General features: G+C 65.4%; 14 protein-coding genes. 9 read left to right on the forward strand and 5 right to left on the reverse strand.

The window, feature by feature from the left end:
• Positions 1–2 precede the first annotated feature (2 nt).
• Positions 3–1,091 (forward strand): esterase-like activity of phytase family protein, encoded by a 1,089-nt coding sequence (locus tag ACVIHF_RS37050; protein WP_456793447.1) that lies wholly within the window; start codon positions 3–5, stop codon positions 1,089–1,091.
• 137 nt (positions 1,092–1,228) lie between these two features.
• On the forward strand, positions 1,229–2,341 hold the full coding sequence (locus tag ACVIHF_RS37055; RefSeq protein WP_253606082.1) for an NADH:flavin oxidoreductase/NADH oxidase: 1,113 nt from the start codon (positions 1,229–1,231) through the stop codon (positions 2,339–2,341).
• Between the two features lie 21 nt (positions 2,342–2,362).
• On the opposite strand, the gene ACVIHF_RS37060 is transcribed toward ACVIHF_RS37055, so the two are convergent.
• Positions 2,363–3,874 (reverse strand): FAD-dependent monooxygenase, encoded by a 1,512-nt coding sequence (locus ACVIHF_RS37060; protein WP_253606083.1) that lies wholly within the window; start codon positions 3,872–3,874, stop codon positions 2,363–2,365.
• A gap of 55 nt (positions 3,875–3,929) precedes the next feature.
• Here ACVIHF_RS37060 and ACVIHF_RS37065 point away from each other — a divergent pair, with 55 nt between their 5' ends.
• A complete protein-coding gene (locus tag ACVIHF_RS37065) occupies positions 3,930–4,568 on the forward strand; it encodes a TetR/AcrR family transcriptional regulator (RefSeq protein ID WP_253606085.1) in 639 nt (212 codons plus the stop codon).
• A 104-nt stretch (positions 4,569–4,672) separates the two neighbouring features.
• A complete protein-coding gene (locus ACVIHF_RS37070; RefSeq protein ID WP_456793448.1) occupies positions 4,673–5,773 on the forward strand; it encodes an LLM class flavin-dependent oxidoreductase in 1,101 nt (366 codons plus the stop codon).
• A 66-nt stretch (positions 5,774–5,839) separates the two neighbouring features.
• Here the strand turns inward: ACVIHF_RS37070 and ACVIHF_RS37075 are convergent, their stop codons facing one another.
• Entirely contained in the window at positions 5,840–7,522 is a 1,683-nt protein-coding gene (locus ACVIHF_RS37075) for a phospholipase D-like domain-containing protein (RefSeq protein ID WP_253606087.1), read from the reverse strand.
• A gap of 231 nt (positions 7,523–7,753) precedes the next feature.
• A complete protein-coding gene (locus tag ACVIHF_RS37080) occupies positions 7,754–10,021 on the reverse strand; it encodes a DUF2235 domain-containing protein (protein ID WP_253606089.1) in 2,268 nt (755 codons plus the stop codon).
• 220 nt (positions 10,022–10,241) lie between these two features.
• Between ACVIHF_RS37080 and ACVIHF_RS37085 the strand changes: the two genes are divergently transcribed.
• Positions 10,242–10,661 (forward strand): hypothetical protein, encoded by a 420-nt coding sequence (locus ACVIHF_RS37085; RefSeq protein ID WP_028343281.1) that lies wholly within the window; start codon positions 10,242–10,244, stop codon positions 10,659–10,661.
• Positions 10,662–10,821: 160 nt separating this feature from the next.
• On the opposite strand, the gene ACVIHF_RS37090 is transcribed toward ACVIHF_RS37085, so the two are convergent.
• On the reverse strand, positions 10,822–12,000 hold the full coding sequence (locus tag ACVIHF_RS37090; protein ID WP_309145002.1) for an ABC transporter substrate-binding protein: 1,179 nt from the start codon (positions 11,998–12,000) through the stop codon (positions 10,822–10,824).
• Positions 12,001–12,151: 151 nt separating this feature from the next.
• On the opposite strand from ACVIHF_RS37090, the gene ACVIHF_RS37095 reads away from it, so the two are divergent.
• A complete protein-coding gene (locus ACVIHF_RS37095; RefSeq protein ID WP_253606091.1) occupies positions 12,152–13,150 on the forward strand; it encodes a winged helix-turn-helix domain-containing protein in 999 nt (332 codons plus the stop codon).
• Between the two features lie 20 nt (positions 13,151–13,170).
• Here the strand turns inward: ACVIHF_RS37095 and ACVIHF_RS37100 are convergent, their stop codons facing one another.
• Positions 13,171–13,791: a TetR/AcrR family transcriptional regulator gene (locus ACVIHF_RS37100; RefSeq protein ID WP_253609854.1), complete on the reverse strand. Its 621-nt coding sequence runs from the start codon at positions 13,789–13,791 to the stop codon at positions 13,171–13,173.
• Positions 13,792–13,843: 52 nt separating this feature from the next.
• Between ACVIHF_RS37100 and ACVIHF_RS37105 the strand changes: the two genes are divergently transcribed.
• The 3 genes from ACVIHF_RS37105 (at position 13,844) to ACVIHF_RS37115 (ending at position 19,701) form a co-directional block, all read left to right on the forward strand.
• A complete protein-coding gene (locus tag ACVIHF_RS37105; protein WP_253606093.1) occupies positions 13,844–14,101 on the forward strand; it encodes a hypothetical protein in 258 nt (85 codons plus the stop codon).
• Between the two features lie 287 nt (positions 14,102–14,388).
• The gene (locus ACVIHF_RS37110) at positions 14,389–17,859 is read left to right on the forward strand and encodes an acyl-[ACP]--phospholipid O-acyltransferase (RefSeq protein WP_310882098.1); all 3,471 of its coding nucleotides are present in this window, start codon (positions 14,389–14,391) and stop codon (positions 17,857–17,859) included.
• Between the two features lie 75 nt (positions 17,860–17,934).
• A complete protein-coding gene (locus ACVIHF_RS37115; RefSeq protein WP_456793449.1) occupies positions 17,935–19,701 on the forward strand; it encodes an NAD(P)-binding domain-containing protein in 1,767 nt (588 codons plus the stop codon).
• The last annotated feature ends 12 nt before the right edge of the window (positions 19,702–19,713 follow it).

Here is a 19,713-nt window from a genome sequence, read left to right on the forward strand (position 1 = left end):
ACATGCGCTCGTCCCCTAGCCGCCGCCGTTTCCTCCAGGGTATGGCGGCGGGGCTGTCGGCCGCTGCATTGCCGCGTCTTGCGCAGGCGCAGAGCGCGACCCAGCCGCCGGCAACGCCGAGGCCGGCTGCGAGGCCGAGCCCCTACCGGGTCAACGAACCGGTTTCGATCGACGTCAACGCGCGGCCGCTGCCGTCGTTCGACATCCGCGATCGCGCGCGCACGCGGTTCGGCGCGCTGGAATATCGCAGCGGTCTGATCCTGACCTCGTCGTTCTCCGGCTTCGGCGGCCTCTCCGCGCTACGGCTCGATCCCAAGGGCGAACGCTTCATCGCGGTCAGCGACCAGGGCAGCTGGTTCACCGGCCGCATCGTTTATCGTGGCCGGGAGATGGTCGGGCTCGAGGATGTCGAAGCGGCACCGCTGCTCGGCGCCGACGGCAGGCCGATCACCGCGACCCGCGGCTGGTATGATTCGGAATCGCTCGCGCTCGACGGCTCGTTCGCCTATGTCGGGCTCGAGCGGGTCAACCAGGTGCTGCGCTTCGACTTCGCCAAGGGCTTTACCCGCTCGCGCGGCGAGGTGATTGCGCTGCCGGCGGCGGCGCGCAGGCTTCCCAACAACAAGGGGCTGGAGGGCCTCGTCTTCGTGCCCAAGGCCATGGGCCAGCCGCTCGCCGGCACGCTGATCGCGTTCTCGGAACGCGGGCTCGATGCGAGCGGTAATTTGATTGCCTTCCTGGTCGGCGGCAAGACGCCGGGCCAGTTCAGCGTCCGCCGCACCGAGAATTTCGACATCAGCGACGCGGTCCTGCTGCCGTCGGGCGGCCTGTTGATCCTGGAGCGGAAATTCTCCTGGTTCGGCGGCGTCGGCATCCGCATCCGCCGTCTCGCGCTGTCCGAGATCGCGCCCGGCGCCGTGGTCGATGGCCCCGCGATCTTCAATGCCGATCTCGGCAACGAGATCGACAATATGGAAGGCATCGACGCCCATGTCACGGAGGAGGGCGAGACCGTGCTGACCATGGTCTCCGACGACAATTTCTCCCTGATCCAGCGCAATCTGCTGCTGCAGTTCACGCTGGTGGACTGAGAGCGCCGGCCCGGAGGGACCCCGTCAGGACATTGCTGATCTGCGCCCCGGCCTGCGCGGCCTTCCGGACGGTTGGTGATCGGCCGTGCTGCCTCTATCTTAACCGGGCCCTCTCCCCGATCCCGGATATCCGCCGCATGAGCACCCTGTTCTCTCCGATCGAACTGCGCGACCTGAAACTCTCCAATCGCATCATGGTCTCGCCGATGTGCCAGTATTCGGCCGTCGACGGCTCCGCCAACGACTGGCACTTCACCCACATCAACATGCTGGCCCTGTCGGGCGCGGCGATGTTCTGCATCGAGGCCACCCATGTCGAGGATATCGGGCGGATCACGCCCGGCTGCCTCGGTCTTTACAACGACGCCAACGAGGCGGCGCTGAAGCCGATCCTGGCCTCGGTGCGCAAGCATTCGAAAGCGGCGGTCGCCATGCAACTCGCCCATGCCGGCCGCAAGGCGTCGAGCCAGCGCCCCTGGGAGGGCGGGCAGTTGATCCCGATTGCCGAAGGCGGCTGGCAGACGGTCGGACCATCCAACGTCCCGCACAAGGAAGGCGAGGCCGCGCCGGTGGCGCTCGACGACGCCGGCCTGACGCGCATCCGCGAGGCCTTTGTCGCGTCGGCAAAGCGCGCCGACCGGCTCGGCATCGATGCGCTCGAGCTGCACGGCGCGCATGGCTATCTGCTGCACCAGTTCCTGTCGCCGATCGCCAACAAGCGGACCGACCGCTATGGCGGCTCGCTGGAAAATCGCATGCGCTTCCCGCTCGAAGTGTTCGATGCCGTGCGCGCCGTATTCCCGGATCACAAGCCGATCGGCATGCGGGTGTCGGCGACCGACTGGGTCGAGGGCGCCTGGGACCTTGCGCAGACCATCGAGTTTGCCAAGGAGCTGAAGAAGCGCGGCGTCGACTGGATGGATGTCTCCTCCGGCGGCGTCTCGCCGTTGCAGAAGATCCCGCTCGGGCCGGGCTATCAGGTGCCGGCGGCGCTGGCGGTCAAGGAGGCGACCGGCGTTACCACGATGGCGGTCGGCCTGATCACGGAAGCGAAGCAGGCGGAGGAGATCGTCTCGTCCGGCAAGGCCGATATGGTCGCGCTCGCCCGCGGCATGCTCTACGACCCACGCTGGGGCTGGCACGCCGCCGCCGAGCTCGGCGGCGAGGTGAGCGCGCCGCCGCAATACTGGCGCTCGCAGCCCTCGACGCAGAAGGCGCTGTTCGGCAAGACCACGTTCGGGACGCGCTGACAGCGCACCTCGCTTGCGAGATCACTGCATGGCGGGCCCGAACCAGCGCGTCAGCGCGGTGTCGAGGCCCGTCGTGTCGGCGTCGTCGGCCGCCCAGGCGATGCAGGCATCCGGGCGGATCAGCAGCGAAGCGCCGCTACGTCGCGGCACGCATCGCACGAAGATATCCCAGCGTGCCGCGATCGCTGACGCGGCTCCATCAGTCGCATCGACCAGCACGGCCCTGCCGTCCTCCATCTGATCGAACAGGGTTGTTTCCGCGCCGTCGTCGCCGAGAGCAAAATTGCCGGAGAGCCGGCCGATCGAGGGATGGTCGCTGCCGAGATCGTAACGGATCCTGACGCCGCTGATCATTTCGCCGAAATAGCGGGTGCCCTCGTCAAGGCTCATCAGGTCAGCAACGATCTCGCGCAAGGCGTCCGTCATGACATCAGGCCGCATCAAGGCGACCTGGGCGCGGGTGTTGGCGAGCACCCTTGCCGCGATCGGATGCCGCTCTTCGGTGTAGCTGTCGAGCAGGCTTTCGGGCATGCGATCGCACACGACTGCCGCAAGTTTCCAGCCGAGATTGACCGCATCGAGCAGGCCGAGATTGAGGCCTTGTCCGCCGAATGGCGAGTGCACATGCGCCGCATCGCCCGCCAAGAGGACGCGGCCCCTGCGATAGCTGTCGGCCTGCCGCGCATTGTCGGTGAAGCGCGTCGCGGTCTTGACGGCGGTGACGCGAACGTCGGCCCCGCTGATCCGGCGCAGGGTGGTCTCGATCTCCTCGCGCGTGACCGGCGCGCTGCGATCGGCCGGCGGCCCATCGAATTCGGCCAGGAACACCCGGCCAGGAATCGGTCCATACGCCATCATGCCGACCGGCGTCCGTCGCCAGCCGACCGGCAGAAGCCGATCCGGATGATCGAGATCGACGATGGCCTGGTGTCCCGTGAGGGTCGGTTCGGTGCCGGGGAATGCGAAGCCCGCGCGCTTGCGCACGGCGCTGCGTCCGCCGTCGCAGCCGACCAGATAGGCCGCGTGCAGCGTGGCATCGCCGGACGCGTCCTTAGTTTGCACCACGACGCCGTCGCCGCTATCCTCGAAATCGATCAACTCGCAGCCGCGCCTGATCTCGATGCCGAGCGCGTGGGCGCGCTCGGCAAGCATGCTTTCCAGGGCTTGCTGGTTCACCCCGCGCAACCGCCGGTCCGGCTCGCGCTGACGCGTCTGGTCGATCAGGAAAATGCCCGAGAAGTGACCGCCGAATTTCTTGAACGGCAGGTCGCTCGCATCGCCCGAGCCCTTCATGAGCCTGGACATGCTGTCCGCCATGCTGCGTTCGACCGCATTCATCGCGTCGCCGAGGCCGCGGCGCTCCAGAGCCTCGCCTGCCAGCGCGCCGATCGCGCCGGCCTTGATGGTCTGGTCGGGCTCGGTCAGCCGCTCGATCACGATCACGTCGGCGCCGCCCAGGGTCAGTTCGATCGCCAGCAGCAGTCCGGTCGGCCCGGCACCGACCACAACCACATCGGTTCGTTCACGCGTCACGCCGTCACCATAAAATTATACTCAGTATACTATTTACTATGGTACAAATTCCCGCATGTCAAATCAGGGCGGATTGCGCGAGCGGAAGAAGGAGGCGACGCGCCAGGCGATCTCGGATGTCGCCACCGAGCTGTTCCTGGAACGCGGCTTCGACAATGTTTCGGTGGCCGAAGTCGCCGAGGCCGCCGAGGTCTCCCGGATGACTGTGTTCAATTACTTTCCACGCAAGGAAGACCTGTTCTTCGACCGTGAAGAGGAAAGTCGGCAGATGCTGCGGGCCGGCTTTGCCGAGCGGCCGGCGGGCGAGGCGCCGATCGCAACCCTCCGCAAGCTGGTGCACAGCCTGGCGGATCGCGTGCATCCGTTCGCGAAATTCACCGACGCGACGGCGAAATTCTGGCGCACCGTCGCCGAAAGCCCGGCGCTCTCGGCGCGGGCGCGCGAGATGCGTGACGAACTGGTCGATGATCTCGCGAGCGTGCTGGCGGCAGCCATCAAGCGCCCGCTCGCCGATGCCGATGCCCGGCTCGCCGCGTCGATGGTGGTCACGGCGCTGACCGTCGCCTATGCGGAAGGGCTTCGCGAGCACAAGGCCCGCAGGTCGGCTGCGACGTCACGCGAGACCTTCCTGCGGATCATGGAGCGAAGCTTTTCCGGTATCGCGATCATGCTGAAGGATACGCCCTACGCATAGATCCGGGCCGAGCTGATGCGACAGGGCCATTGTTCTGCCGCAGCCCGGGCAGGTACTCTCGAAGCGCGTGCGCAAGACACGCATCGAACAAAGAGAGGAAACCCATGGAACTCGGATACTTCGCGATGCCGTCGCATCCGCCGGAGTGCGGATTGAAGGAGGGCCACGACTGGGACCTGCAGGTGCTGCGCTGGCTCGACGAGCTCGGCTATCAGGAAGCCTGGATCGGCGAGCACCACACCGCACCCTGGGAGCCGCATCCGTCGCCTGATCTGTTGATCGCGCAGGCGCTGCTGCAGACCAAGAACATCCGCATCGGGCCCGGCGGCTTCCTGCTGCCGTATCATCACCCGGCCGAGCTCGCCAACCGCGTCGCGATGCTTGATCACCTCTCGAACGGGCGGCTCAACTTCGGCGTCGCGGCCTCCGGGCTGCCGAGCGACTGGGCGATGTTCAATGTCGACGGCATGTCAGGACAGAACCGCGACATGACCCGCGAGGCGCTCGAGATCATTTTGAAGATGTGGACCGAGCCGGCTCCCTGGATCCACAAGGGCAAGTTCTGGACCGTGACCAAGCCGGACACGATGTTCGATTTCCTCAAGCCGCATATCAAGCCTCAGCAAGCGCCGCATCCGCCGATCGGCGTCGCGGGGCTCTCCAAGAATTCGGACACGCTGAAGCTCGCCGGCGAGCGCGGCTTCATTCCGATGAGCCTCAACCTCAACCCGGCCTATGTCGGCAGCCACTGGGACTCGGTGGAGGCGGGCGCGGCCAAGACCGGCCGCACGCCGAGCCGCAAGGATTGGCGAATGGTGCGCGAGGTATTCGTCGCCGACACTGATGAAGAAGCATGGAAGCTGTCGACCGGCGACATGATGGGCCGGATGATGGGCGAGTACTTCCTGCCGCTGCTCGGCCACTTTGGTTTCAAGGATTACCTGAAGGCCTCGCCCGACGTGCCGGACAGCGACGTCACGGTCGAATATTGCGCGCGCAACAACTGGATCGTCGGCTCGCCCGCGACGGTCACCGAGAAGATCGAGCAGATCTACCAGGAGGTCGGCGGATTCGGCGTGCTCCTGGTGTTCGGCTTCGACTACAAGCACAAGCCGGAAGCCTGGCACAATTCGCTGCGGCTCCTGAAGCAAGAGGTGCTGCCGCGGCTGAAGCATCTCGACGCCTCGGTCGGCCGCGCGGCGTAGGTTTGGCGGAGAGGATAACAAGGGGCAGCGGTAACGCTGCCCCGTGTTCACGACGGATCGCCGGCGTCAGGTGGTGCCGAGCCAGAACCGCGTTTCGGTTTCCGCCCAGCCCTTGCCGATGCGGTTGCTCAGCCAGGTGTCGCTGCGCTTCAGACCCTTGTCCTTCTGGCCCTCCGGCGTGTTGCGCCAGGCCTGCCAGCGATACTGTCCGTAGATGCTGACGATGCGCGCGGCATAGGTCAGCGCCAGCTGCGAATCGCCCCTGATGATGACGAGGTTGTCGTCGTTCTTGGTGCTGGCGCGGTCGGAGAAATTGTGCGAGCCGGTCATGACCACCGGGTTCTTGCCGGCCGGATCCAGCACGATCACCTTGCTGTGCACGGCGATCATGAATTTGCCGGTGTTCTTGATCTCGTGCTCCCACCAGTCCGCGGTCTTGTCGATGCCGGCGGGCCGGATCACGTCGGCGATCTGCTTGCCCTTGAAGACCTGCTGCTGTCCGTCGCCGGCCAGGAGCTGCAGCTGATCCTTCGGGCTGTCCTTGCCCTGCGCCGGGAAATTGTTGAGCACCCCGCGCACATAGAGCTTCTTGTCCTGCGCCTTCTCCAGGATCGGGCCGAGCAGGCCCTTGTTGCCGGGATTGAGCATCAGGCACACCGCGCCATGCTCGGTGTCCTCGATCATCTTGGTGGCTTCCTTGAGGTCGCCGCTCCTGGTGGTGGGCGTGAACCAGACGCTGAGCTTCGACTTGCCGATGGTGAAGGGCCATTCGTGATCGCCGGCCACGGCCAGCGCCTTCGGCGACTTGCTGCCGTCGGCGTAGATCGCTTTCCAATGGTCATGATAGGCCGCCGCGACCTTGTCGTCGGTGATCTCGAGCCCGTTGTTGTTCTGGGTGCACAGTCCGGTCCGGGTCCAGTTGGTGCTGCCGGTCCAGACCACCTTCGGCTTCTGCGCGCCGTCGCAGAACACCGCGAACTTGTTGTGAGCGTAACGGCTCGGCGCGATCTTGCGGCGGACGATGTCGACGCCGGCCTTCTTCAGCACGCCGGCGTTCTTCTCGGTGTCCTTGGCGGTGGCGTCGGACTTGCCGGTGCTGTTGCCGAGCACGACGTGCGCCTTGCCTTTCATTGCGGTCAGCGCGGCGATCAGCTCAGGGTCGTTGAGCTCGTAGAGCGCGAGATAGACGTCGCGCTTGCTCTTCTTGGCATCGGCCAACAGCGCCAGCATGCGGGCGCCGAGCTGGCCCTTGAGGAAGTCGCGGATCTTGTTGCCCTTGGTCGAGATAGCCTTCTCCAGGGTTTGCGCCGGCTTCTTGTCCTTGCCGATCGCGCGCGACAGCCATTGCGCCGAGATCGTGCCGCGGTTGAACCACGGCTTGAGCGGGCCCGACGGCATGGCCGAGACGTATTCGGTCCATGTCGCTGGCGCACTGTAGGCGGGCTTCACCTTGGCGGCGCCGTCCTTGAGAACCGGAACGACGCCATAGCGGACCGGCGCGTCAATCGGCGCCAGGAAATCGGTCCAGTTCGTCTTCTGCACCGGCCATTCGGTGCTCGGCCGATGTTCGCCCGGCTTGTGATCCTGCGCCTGGTCCTCGAACCCGACCCAGGTGTCGACCACGGTTGCACTTTTGCCCTGCTGCTGACGATACAGCGCAAAGCCGAGGCAGTCCGGGATCATTGCCGCGACCTCCCAGACCACGAAGATGCCGTCGGTGGTCGGGAACGCCTGAATTGTGGAAATCATGGTGATGCCTCCAAATCCCTGATGAGAACTTTCCGGTCGACATGAACCTGGCGCGTCAACGTCGCCCGGCGATCCCTGAAGTCGCGTCGGATCGTTCCGGGCGTCGGGGCAGCTGATCTAGCAAGGAGAGTATGCCAGACAATCTACAACCTGATCTGTCGGCAGGATCACAGATCGGTCACGCCGTGCGCACCCGTTGGGCCGCGATGCTGTGGGCCCGATCGCGGCTCCCTACAGCAGCCGCACCGTGACCTTCGCCTTGCCCTTATGGTCGCCGTAGAACCATCCGCAGATCCAGGGCAGGCCGATGACGGCCTGGTTGACGTAGAGGAAGATCTCGCCGCTGCGATCGGCGGTGAACCTCGCCTTGTAGACCTGCGGGTCGGTGTTCGACACCGGCAGGGGGTCGAGGAAATACTCGTCGACGCCGGTCTCTCCGACCCGTGCGATCAGCCTGAACCACGGCCGGAACAGGATCCGCCGCAGGAAGATCGCAAAATAGCCGCGCAACTGCTTTGTGCCTTCGATGGTCGAGGTCCGGTATCCGATCGGCGTCACCGCGCGGCCGGCGTCCTCCCATGGCTCCGACATCGTGATCGCGATCTCGTACTTGAATCCCGTGCGCACCTTGAGACCGGTCGGCGCACAGATGGCGCCGGTGTCGAAGTCGGCGGCATCCTGCGGGATGCCCTTGTCGACGGCGACAAGCTTGTCCGTTGCAGTGCCCTTGCAGAATGCCCCCGTCGAATCGGCGAGATTGAACAGGAAGTGGCTGACCAGCGTCGCGCTGAACCAGACCAGCAGGGCCGTGAGCAGGAAAGGGACGACATGCCGCTTTCCGACATTGAGAATCCACTGATAGACCGCGCTGGTACGGAATCGATAGATCGCATCGTGCATGAACCCGGAGAGCGGCACAGGCTTCGCGCGGTCACGCCAGATGATCCGCATCCTGTCCCGAATCGTGGCGCTGAGCGAACTGCCTGCACCCATCAGCACGATGACAGCGAGGATGCCGCCGGCGAACCATTCCGGGTTGCCGGCGTACCAATCGGTCCACCAATGAAAGGAATCGGGCAGAAACGATTGAACGAAGCGCACCAGCTCAGAGATCATCCTGACAGGTGAGCTGAATTCGTGCTCCTTGTGCTGGTTATGGAACAGCCAGAACGCGGCCAGATGCAGCGACGCCGCCAGCGTGGCGAAGTAGGCGATCCGCCGCATCCAGACGTAGTTCCACAGCTTCTCCTGCGCGGCATAGCGCGCCGGTGCGCCCGCAGGCGTCTCAAACGTATTGGCGCCGAGCGGGGTGACCTGGCCGCTGCGCGAGACGACCACGTAGTTCGGCGGAAGTCCGATCGGGGCATAGGCATTGGCGCCGCTGTCGATCCGCTCGAACACGCTCTCGTGGATCTTCGGCATCGGCACGCTGACGCCGGCATAGGGATCGTTGCAGAGGTCGGCGACCTTGCGCGGACCGTACCGGTAGTACGCGCCGAGGCCGGCCCGGGAATCGTAGAGGCGCCCATCCTTGTCCTCGGAGGACTTGATTGACTTGATCGCGTCAGGGTCGGCGATCGGTGCGCTCTTGAATGCGAGGCCGCGCTTGACGGCTTCGTCGACCAGCCAGGCCAGCGGCACGAAGGCGACGGCGTCGTCCGGATAGCCGCCGCCGACATTGGCATGCATTCCGACGAACCAGACCTGGACGAGGCGCTCGCCATCGATGCTGGTCGGCACCGCCGGCGCGGGCTGTCCCGGCTCTTGCTCGGTCCAGAGCACCGGATGAAAGGTCGTGCGCTCGTCGTCAAGCGCCAGCGCGTGTCGCGCGCACTTGACCTTCGGGCTGAGAATCCGGTTCGGCAGTTCGAGCGGCCACACCCAGTTGGAGATGCCGCGCGTCATCTCGTCGATCGGCAGGCCATAGGCCGCGACGGTGTCCCAGATGCCGATGAACTCGATCGCTGGCACCGGCTTCCGCGCGATCCTTGCATACGGCTTGTTGCCTCGAAGGCGATCCCACAGCGGCACAAGAACATAGTCGCGCAGCGCGCGGAACAGCACCTCGATGCGCCAGATCGAGTGGTAGCCCTCGGCCCGGTATGCGCGATAGGCCTTCACCGCGCCGTCGTGGAGCTCGGATTCGGTGTCCGCGACGATCAGGCCCTGATCGAGGATGAGTGCGGCGAGCGTGCGCACGGTGAACGCGCCGCGGCTGAATCCGAACAGGTAGACCTTCGAATCTTTCGCGTGGTCGTAGTTCCGGCAGATGAACTTGTAGGCGTCGAGGATGTTGCGCTTGAGGCCGTAGCCGAAGGCGCCGCCGAGGATTGCCAGCGGAATGAATTTCGACGTGCCGACGCCGTCATCATACTTGGCGGCCTGCGTATTGCCCTGCAAATCGAGCGACTGGAAGATTCGCCAGACATTGGTGCGCCAGACGCTGGAAGCGGCGTTGCCGGTGCCATCGGACAGAATAATGATCTTCGGACTCGGCATTGAAAGACGCTCGCTGAAACGAATGAAGCGGATGGCGCAGCGTAGCAGGGACCGGATCGTTTGCTACCTTTGATCGCTCTTTAATCATTCCATGCCGCGATAGGTGTGAACTAGCGCACAAAGCGTCACGTGGTCGCGGCCATGTGAGAGGTGACCGCTTTCGCGCTGCTGCGAAAAGGCCTAGCCTGATAGCGGCGCAATTCATTGATGAGGCACAGCCATGCGCAGCCACGTCAGAAAATTTGCCCATGTCCTTGAGCGCTTCGGCCTTGCTTTGGCGGGAGCTGCAAGCGGTCTGTTTGTCGCCATCCATGTCGGCTCGAGCGTCTCGGCGCTGACCTCGCAGGCGTTCCTGCTCATCATGATGCTGGGCGGCGCGATCGGCTTCTATCTCGGCATCGATACGCCCCCCAAGCTGTTCCATCCGAAGGATACGGCCTCGATGCGCAAGATCGACGCGGCGGAGCTGCTCGGCGCGATCGGGACCTTCCTCGCGACAATGGTTGCGTTCTTCTCGGTTGGCGTCGTCGTGCTGCGCAGCGAGCCGGACATCGGCTGGACCGCGGCCATCATGGCGGGCTGGGTGCTCGGCGTTGCCATGCAGATCGTCGGCGGCACGATCGCGCGGGCGCGCGCTTGAAGCGTCGGAGTGGCGTTGGACGAGGCTGGTTTGCTGGCTCGGGATCGGTCGTGTTGCAGGGGGGATGGTCTGAACGCAAGTCCTGTGTCGGCCGTCACCCGCTACGCCGGGACACCGCAAAGGCCTACGCCAAGCCGGATCAGCTGCTACTCCGCCTCCCTCATCGGTTCGCGACCTTGGCGGGGTCCTTGACCGCCTTGAACGTCTCCTGCTCGACGCTGTAGAGCTCGCCGCCGACCTTCTCGACCTTGCGAATGTAGATGTCGTGGACGACCTCGCGCGTCTTCGGGTCGATCGACATCGGGCCGCGCGGGCTTTCCCAGGCCATGCCCTTCATGGCTTCGACCAGCGCATCGCCATTGGTCTTGCCGCCGGTCACCTTCAGCGCCTCGTAGATCAGATGCATGCCGTCATAGGCGCTGACGCTGATGAAGTTCGGTCGAACATTCGCGTTGGCCTTGCGGAACGCCGCGACATAGTCGCGGTTCAGGTCGGATGGATGCGCGGCGGAGTAGAACCCCGCCGTGATCATGCCGATCATCGCATCGCTCATGCCCGGCAGGTCCTCGTCGTCGGCGATGTCGCCGGGGCCGATCAGCTTGATCCCGCTCTTGTCGAGCCCGCGCTCGACAAACTGCTTGGCCAGGATACCGGCCTGGCTTGTCGGGACAAAAATGAACAGGGTGTCGGGATTGCCATCCCGCGCGCGCTGCAGGAACGGCGCGAAATCGGGGTTGGCCAGCGGCACTTTCAGCGCTTCGACAATCGTTCCGCCGGCCACGGTGAAGCTCGCCGAAAATACGCCGGCGGCTTCGCGCCCGGGTGCCCAGTCGGACGCTATGATGGTGGCCCGTTTCGATCCGTTCCGCGCCGCCCAATCCGCCAGCACGCTGGCCTGCTGCGCGTGCGTCCAGCTGGTGCGCACGAAGTAAGGCGACCGTTCGGTCACGATCGAGGTGCCCGATACCATGACGACGGTTGCCGTCTTGCTTTCATTGGCCAGCGGCGCGAGCGCCAGCACGCTCGGCGTTAGCCCGCCGCCGAGGATCGCCACCTCGTCGTTGACGATCAGCTCCTGCGCAATGCGCTTGGCATTGTCGGGCACGCTGGCATCGTCCCGGACGATCAATTCGATCTTGCGGCCGGCGACCATGTCACCGTGCTGCGCCATGTAGAGCCGCGCCCCGGCGACCGCCTGCTTGCCGACCGGCCCCAGAACGCCGGTCAATGGCATCACCAGCCCGACCCTTACGACGTCCTGCGCCTGGGTGGGTCCCGGTCGCACCGCCGCAAGCGCCAGAACGGCCCCGACCAACATGGCAAACCGGGTACTCGACATGGCCAACCTCCCGCGAGCCCGGAGATGATGCCGGGCCGGTTCGCGACTATCGGCTTCGCGCCAGGGAAGTCCTGATGAAGAAGTGACAGAACGGCGAATTTCCTGCTAAATTTTCCCGATTGGTGCCGTCTGTGGGCATGGAGTGACCTCTATGGACCCGGCGACTGATTCCGTTTTGATATTTGATTCCTTTGAGCTTGATCTCGCCCGCGGCGTAGCCCGCGTGGATGGCGTCGATCTCGATCTCAGGCCGAAATCATTCGCGGTGCTCGGCTATCTCGCCGGCAATGCCGGGCGGCTGGCATCCAAGCAGGATCTGCACGAGGCGGTCTGGGGCAACGTCGCGGTTTCCGACGACTCGCTCGTCCAGTGCATCCGCGAGCTGCGCCTGAAGCTGCGCGATGATGACCACCGCATCATCAAGACGGTGTCTCGCCGCGGTTATCGCCTCGACGCCAGGCCGGTGCCGCCGCCGCAGGATCATGGATCGCAGAACATCTCGCGCCGAACGTCCGCTCCCCGCGGCATCGCGGCACGCTTGGCCGCACTTCCCCGATGGTTGCTGATCGCCGGCCTGTCGGTGATCGCCTTCGCATCATTCGCATCCGCGCCGCCGATCGCCAACGGGATGTGGCATCCTCTGGCCGAATTGGCGCACTGGCTTGTGCCGCAGGATCACGGCATCGTGCCGGAGCAGGATGTCGAGCGGATCACCGCGCTGGCCGCCGAGAAGCAGCTGCCGCTTCCCGCCTATCGCGTTCGCGCGCCGGCAAGTGACGTACCGGACAATATCCGCCGCTTTCTCGGCGTGTGGGTGAGCGCCGAGGGATGGATCAATTCGCACCGCCAATTCATGATGATCGTCACCAATGTCGATCGGGATGGTGTCGCGACCGGCTATCTCGTGAACGGTCCGGCGATGCCGCACAGCCGTGTACCCGGGCCCGGCTTTTCCGGCGGCTTCACCGGATATGTCCTCGACGACGTCTTGCGCTATGACGGCAATACCGGACTGCACTCCGCCTCCATCACCGCGGATGGACGGATCGAGTTCAAGCTCGTCTTCCGCGAGGGAGGTACGGGTGTCGTGTTCCTCGAACCGCTCTGGACCCTTGCCCATCCAGGCCGCATTGCACGCAGTCAAACCTGATCGAGGCGCGCCCGGTGTGATTACGTGCGACGCGAAACACCGAGCCCCGCCAGATGCGTGTCGACGAACTGCGCGAGCCGCTCGCGCAGCATCTCGGGCGGGACCGCGACCATGCGCTCCTCGAGGCCGAGCGAGATAATGCCGTGGACCGCGGAGAACATCGTCCGCGACAGCAGCGCGACGTCGCCGGGATCACGATCGGGCAGCAGCCGGAGCAGCGGCGCATGCATCAGCGCGAACGCATCCATCACCATCGTGAGGATGTCTTCCGGAAACGGCCGGTCGTCCTCCATCCGGTGCTCGAACAGCGAGCGCAGCAGATTGGCGTGCTCGGTGGCGAAGCCGAGATAGGCGTCGGCAAGTCCGTGCAGCTGGTGCAGGGGATCGTCGGCCGGGACCGCCTTGAGGCGTGTGGTCAGGGCGTGAACGGTCTCCCGGTTCACGGTCAGGATCAACCCGTCGAAGTCGCCGAACTCATTATAGACACTGCCGATGGAGCAGCCGGCGGCCTCGGCGACATCGCGAACCTTGAGTGATCTCAAGCCTTTAGTGGCGATTGACCGACGCGCGATCTCGATCAGCAGGGCCCGCCGTTGAAGTTTTTTTCGGTCTCGTCGCGATTCTTCTTGAACAATGTTCATTTTCGTACTACTAATTTGAGCGTTGCTCAAGTTGGCATAGGAGGCCACTCAGATGCAGACCCTAGCACTTCAATCGACCACCACCCTTGTCGATGACGCGATCGAGCTCGTGAAGGGCTTCGGCCGCGCCGTCCTCAATCTGGCGACCGCGCCGATCGAGCGGATCGCCCGCGCCTGCGACGTCGCAGGCGTCCTGGAGCAGCGGCGCGCGGATCGGCGCGCGCCGCGCCAGGCGGCTGCGAGCGGAGGCCGCTGCAAGCCGCGCAACTGCCGATGGTCACCGTTCGGCGGCTTGAGTGAACTGACCTGAAGCGGGCCCCCGGCAATTGTCGGCGAAACCTCAACAAAGCGCTCACCATGTCCTCTGCGAGCCCATCCGGCGTCGGTCAACCCCAGGTCTGGATAAGGTCTCGTACATCTCTGGCGGGCAATGTCGCGACGTCCCGGTGCGCCCGATTTTGCGCGCCTTCGAACCGATACGTTGCGGAAAAGACTAAAGGCTGCGGCATCTCCGTCATTTTCTCCACGCTCACCATTCTCCGCCACCCGAATTCGCAGACCTGCCAGCGCCGTGCGCGCTAACCCAAGGAACCGGTCATGATCAAGGAATTGATGACGTCCCGCCGCTTCGCGCCGCTGTTCTGGTCGCAGTTCTGCTCGGCGTTGAACGACAACGTGCTGAAGAACGCGCTCGTCATCATGCTGCTGTATGGCGTCGCCAACGAGCAGGGGCCGGCGCTGGTCCAGCTCGCGGGGGCGGTCTTCATCGCTCCGTTCTTCGTGCTGTCGGCGCTCGGCGGCGAGCTCGCCGACCGCTACATCAAGTCCGTCGTCGCCCGCCGGCTGAAGTTCTTCGAGATCTTCGCCGCGGCGTTTGCCGCCGCCGGCTTCTTCACTCATTCGATCCCGCTGCTGTTCATCGCGCTGGCGCTGTTCGGCATCGTCGCGGCGCTGTTCGGCCCGGTGAAATATGCCGTTCTGCCCGACCAGCTGTCGGTGTCCGAACTCGCGACCGGCAACGCGCTGGTCGAGGGCGCAACCTTCATGGCGATCCTGATCGGCACCATCGCGGGCGGCATGTTCGTCGCCGGCGCCAGCCACATGGGCTGGATCTGTGCCGCCGTGGTCGGCCTGTCGGTGCTGTCCTGGGGCTTCGCGTCACGGATCCCGGTGACGCAGCCGTCCGCGCCGGATCTGCCGATCACCAAAAATCCCTGGACCTCGACCGTGCGCCTGTTGAAGTCGCTCTATGCCGAGCCGCGGCTGTGGGACGGCATGGTGATCGTGTCCTGGTTCTGGATGGTCGGCGCGATCGTGCTGTCGCTGCTGCCCGCGCTGATCAAGGAAGGCGTCGGCGGCACCGAGGGTGTGGTCACGCTGTGCCTTGCCGTGTTCGCGATCGGCATTGCCGCCGGCTCGCTGTTCGCCGCGCAGCTGAGCCATGTCCGCCCGAACCTCGCGCTGGTGCCGATCGGCGCCATCGTGATGGGCGTGGTCGGCCTCGACCTCGCCTGGGCGATCGCCACCACCTCGCTCGGCAAGGACGTCACCGCGGCCGCGTTTGCGACCTCGTTCGGCGGCTTCCGCATGCTGGCCGACTTCTTCCTGTTCGCCTTCGGCGGCGGCCTGTTCGTGGTGCCGTCGTTTGCCGCCGTGCAGGCCTGGACCGCGCCGTCCGAGCGCGCCCGCATCATCGCCGCCGGCAATATCCTGCAGGCTGGCTTCATGGTCGCCGGCGCGGTGTTCGTCGGCGCCCTGCAATATATCGGCCTGCCGATCGCCTGGATTTTCTTCGGCCTCGCCGTCGCGAGCTTCGGCACCGTCTGGTTCGTGCTGAGCAAGTGGGGCAAGGAGGGCGTGCGCGACTTCGGCGCGCTGCTGTTCCGGGCGCTGTTCCGCGTCGAGGTGCGCGGCATGGAGAATCTGCCGCCATCGGGTACGCGGATGCTGATCGCGCCCAACCATGTCAGCCTGGTCGACGGCCCGCTGCTGCACGCCACCTTGCCGATCGATGCGAGCTTCGCGGTCGACACCGGCATCTCCAAGGCGTGGTGGGCCAAGCCGTTCCTGAAGATGATCAAGCACTACACGATGGATCCGTCGAAGCCGCTGGCCGCGCGCGACCTGATCAAGCTGGTCGCCGCCGGCGAGCCGGTGGTGATCTTCCCGGAAGGGCGCATCACGGTCTCGGGTTCGTTGATGAAGGTCTATGACGGCACCGCGATGATCGCCGACAAGGCCGATGCGGTCGTCGTCCCGGTCCGCATCGAGGGTGCGCAGCGTTCGCATCTCAGCTATCTCAAGAATGGCGAGATCAAGCGCTCCTGGTTCCCCAAGGTGACGATCTCGATCCTGCCGCCGGTGAAGCTGCCGGTCGACGAATCGCTGCGAGGCAAGGCGCGCCGCAATGCCGCCGGCGCCGCGCTGCAGGACGTGATGATCAACGCCATGGTCCAGAACGCGATGCTCGACCACACGCTGTTCGAGGGCCTCGGCCACGCCTATCGCGACCGCGATACCGGGAAGCCGATCATCGAGGACGCGCTCGGCACCAAGCTGACCTATCGCAAGCTGATCCTCGGCGCCCAGGTGCTGAGCCGCAAGCTCGAGCAGGGCACCGCGGTCGGCGAGAATGTCGGGGTGCTGCTGCCGAACTCGGCCGGCGTTGCCGTCGTGTTCATGGCGCTGCAGACCATCGGCCGCGTGCCGGCGATGCTCAACTTCTCGGCAGGTCCAGTCAATGTGCTGGCGGCGATGAAGGCGGCGCAGGTGAAGACCGTGCTGACCTCGCAGGCCTTCATCGAGAAGGGCAAGCTCGACAAGCTGATCGCGGCGCTCGCCGGCCAGGCGCGCGTCGTCTATCTCGAGGATGTCAGGGCCGGCATCGGCCTCGCCGACAAGGTCGCGGGCTTCCGCGCCGGCATCGCGCCGCGCGTCGCCCGCAAGGCCAACGATCCCGCGGTCATCCTGTTTACCTCGGGCTCGGAAGGCACACCGAAGGGCGTCGTGCTGTCCCATCGCAACATCCTCGCCAACGCGGCGCAGGCGCTGGCACGGGTCGATGCCAATGCCAACGACAAGGTGTTCAACGTGCTGCCGGTGTTCCACTCGTTTGGTTTGACCGGCGGCATGATGATGCCGATCCTCGGCGGCATCCCGATCTTCATGTATCCGTCGCCGCTGCATTACCGCATCGTGCCCGAGCTGATCTACCAGACCGGCGCGACGATCCTGTTCGGCACCGACACCTTCCTCACCGGCTATGCCCGCTCGGCGCATGCCTATGACTTCCGCACGCTGCGGCTCGTCATCGCCGGTGCGGAGGCGGTGAAGGAGCGCACGCGGCAGATCTACATGGAGCGCTACGGCATCCGCATCCTCGAGGGCTACGGCGTCACCGAGACCGCGCCGGTGCTGGCGATGAACACGCCGATGGCCAACCGTCAGGGCACCGTCGGCCGGATCTCGCCGCTGATGCAGTACCGTCTCGATCCGGTCCCCGGCATCGAGGAAGGCGGCCGGCTGTCGGTGAAGGGCCCGAACGTCATGCTCGGCTATCTCCGCGCCGAGAATCCCGGCGTGCTTGAGCCGCTGCCCGAGGGCTGGCACGACACCGGCGACATCGTCACGGTCGACGCGCAGGGTTTCATCGCGATCAAGGGCCGTGCCAAGCGCTTCGCCAAGATCGCCGGCGAGATGGTCTCGCTCTCGGCGGTGGAGGCGATCGCGGCTGCGATCTGGCCGCAGGCGATGTCGGTTGCGGTCACGCTGCCCGATCAGCGCAAGGGCGAACGCATCGTGCTGCTCACCACGCAGAAGGACGCCGACCGCGCCGCGATGCAGCGCCAGGCCAAGAGCGTCGGCGCCTCCGAGCTCGCGGTGCCGGCCGATATCCGCGTCATCGACAAGGTGCCGCTGCTCGGCACCGGCAAGACCGACTATGTCCGCGCCACTGCATTGGCCAAGGAAATAGCAGCGGAACTCGCCGCGGCGCCTGCGCCGCAGGTCGAGCCCGCCGGCGATGAGGGCGAGGCCGAGCCGGCGCGGCTGGCGCAACACGTTGCATGAGGCTTGGCATGATGGTTGTGCTTTTCGGGACCATGTTGTCAGATAGACGGCAACTGCTCCCGAGAAAGCACGATCATGCTGGACAAACTGAACCCGGCTACGGAGGACGCGCCTGAACTTGCCGCCGAGCAATGGATCGGCGCGCTGGATGCGGCGTTCGCGAGCCGCTCCGCCGAGGCTCTCGCCGCGCTGTTTGCGCCCGAGAGCCACTGGCGCAATATCTTCGGCATCTCCTGGCAATTTGCGACCTTCAGCGGGCGGCAGCGCGTCGTTGCCGAACTGCTGACGCGCGCTGAAGCGGTCGGCGCGAGCGGATTTCGTCTCGATGACCGTGCCTTGATACCGCGGCGGGCCGTGGTGGCCGGACGCGAGGTGATTGAGGCGGTCTTCACCTTCGACACGTCCAATGGTCCCGGCAGCGGCGCGGTCCGCCTGCTGCATGAGAGGGGCAGAAATTCCGCGGCGTGGACGTTCTCCACGATGCTCGACTTCAACCGCATCTGCGAGGCGCGCACCGACGGCGCTGCCGAGCAATCCCACGCGCGCGATTTTGCCGCACCCGACTGGCTGGAGCAGCGACAGGCCTCGCGCGCCTATGCCGACCGCGAGCCCGATGTGCTGATCGTCGGCGGCGGCCATGCCGGCATCGCGGCCGCGGTCGAGTGCAAGCGGATCGGGCTCGATGCCCTGATCGTCGATCGCGAGCGGCGCATCGGCGACAATTGGCGGCTGCGCTATCGCGGGCTCAAGCTGCACAACAAGACGCCGGTCAATCTGTTTCGCTACCTGCCGTTCCCGCCGAGCTTTCCGGACTACATCCCGAAGGACAAGATCGCGAACTGGCTGGAGAGCTATGTCGACATCATGGAGCTCGACTTCTGGACCGAGACCTCGTTCGAGGGCGCGCGCTATGACGATACGACGCAGCGCTGGACCGTGACGCTGCAAGGGACCGGCGGCCCGCGCACGCTGCATCCGAAGCACATCGTGCTCGCGACCAGCGTCAGCGGCACGCCGAACATTCCCAGGATCGACGGCATCGGGAATTTCGAGGGGAAGGTGCTGCACTCCAGCGCCTTCGCGGCCGGGCGCGAATGGGCGGGGCGTTCGGTCGTCGTGTTTGGCACCGGCACCAGCGCGCATGACATCTGCCAGGAGCTGCACGCCGCCGGTGCCGACGTCACCATGGTGCAGCGCAGCCCGACCATGGTGGTCAATGTCGAGCCCGCGCAGCTCTACGACAAGACCTATCTCGGCGACGGACCGGCGATCGAGGTGCGCGACATCCTCAATTCCGGCGTGCCGCTCCCGGTGATGAAGATCGCGCACAGGATCATCACCGACGAGGTGAAGCGGCTCGATGCGCCCTTGCTGTCGCGGCTGGAGCGCGCCGGCTTCCGGCTCGAATTCGGCGAGGACGGCACCGGCTGGCCGCTGAAGTTCCGCTCCCGCGGCGGCGGCTATTACTTCAATGTCGGCTGCTCCGAGCTGATCGCCAACGGCAAGATCCGCCTGATCCAGGCCGCCGACATCACCGGCTACACCGCCGATGGCCTCGCGCTGAACGACGGCACGGCACTGAACGCCGAGCTGTTTGTGCTCGCCACCGGCTACAAGGGCCCCGATCATCTGGTCGGCAAGCTGTTCGGCGAGGACGTCGCCCGGCGCGTCGGCCGCGTCTGGGGCTTTGACGATGCGACGCAGGAGCTGCGCAACATGTGGACGCGCACGCCGCAGCCCGGCCTCTGGTTCACCGGCGGCGCATTCTCGCAGGCCCGCATCTATAGCCGCTTCATCGCGCTGCAGATCGCCGCGATCGAGGCCGGCACGCTTTCCAAGTGACTCAACTGCAAG

This window comes from Bradyrhizobium sp. USDA 4506 (assembly GCF_054058795.1).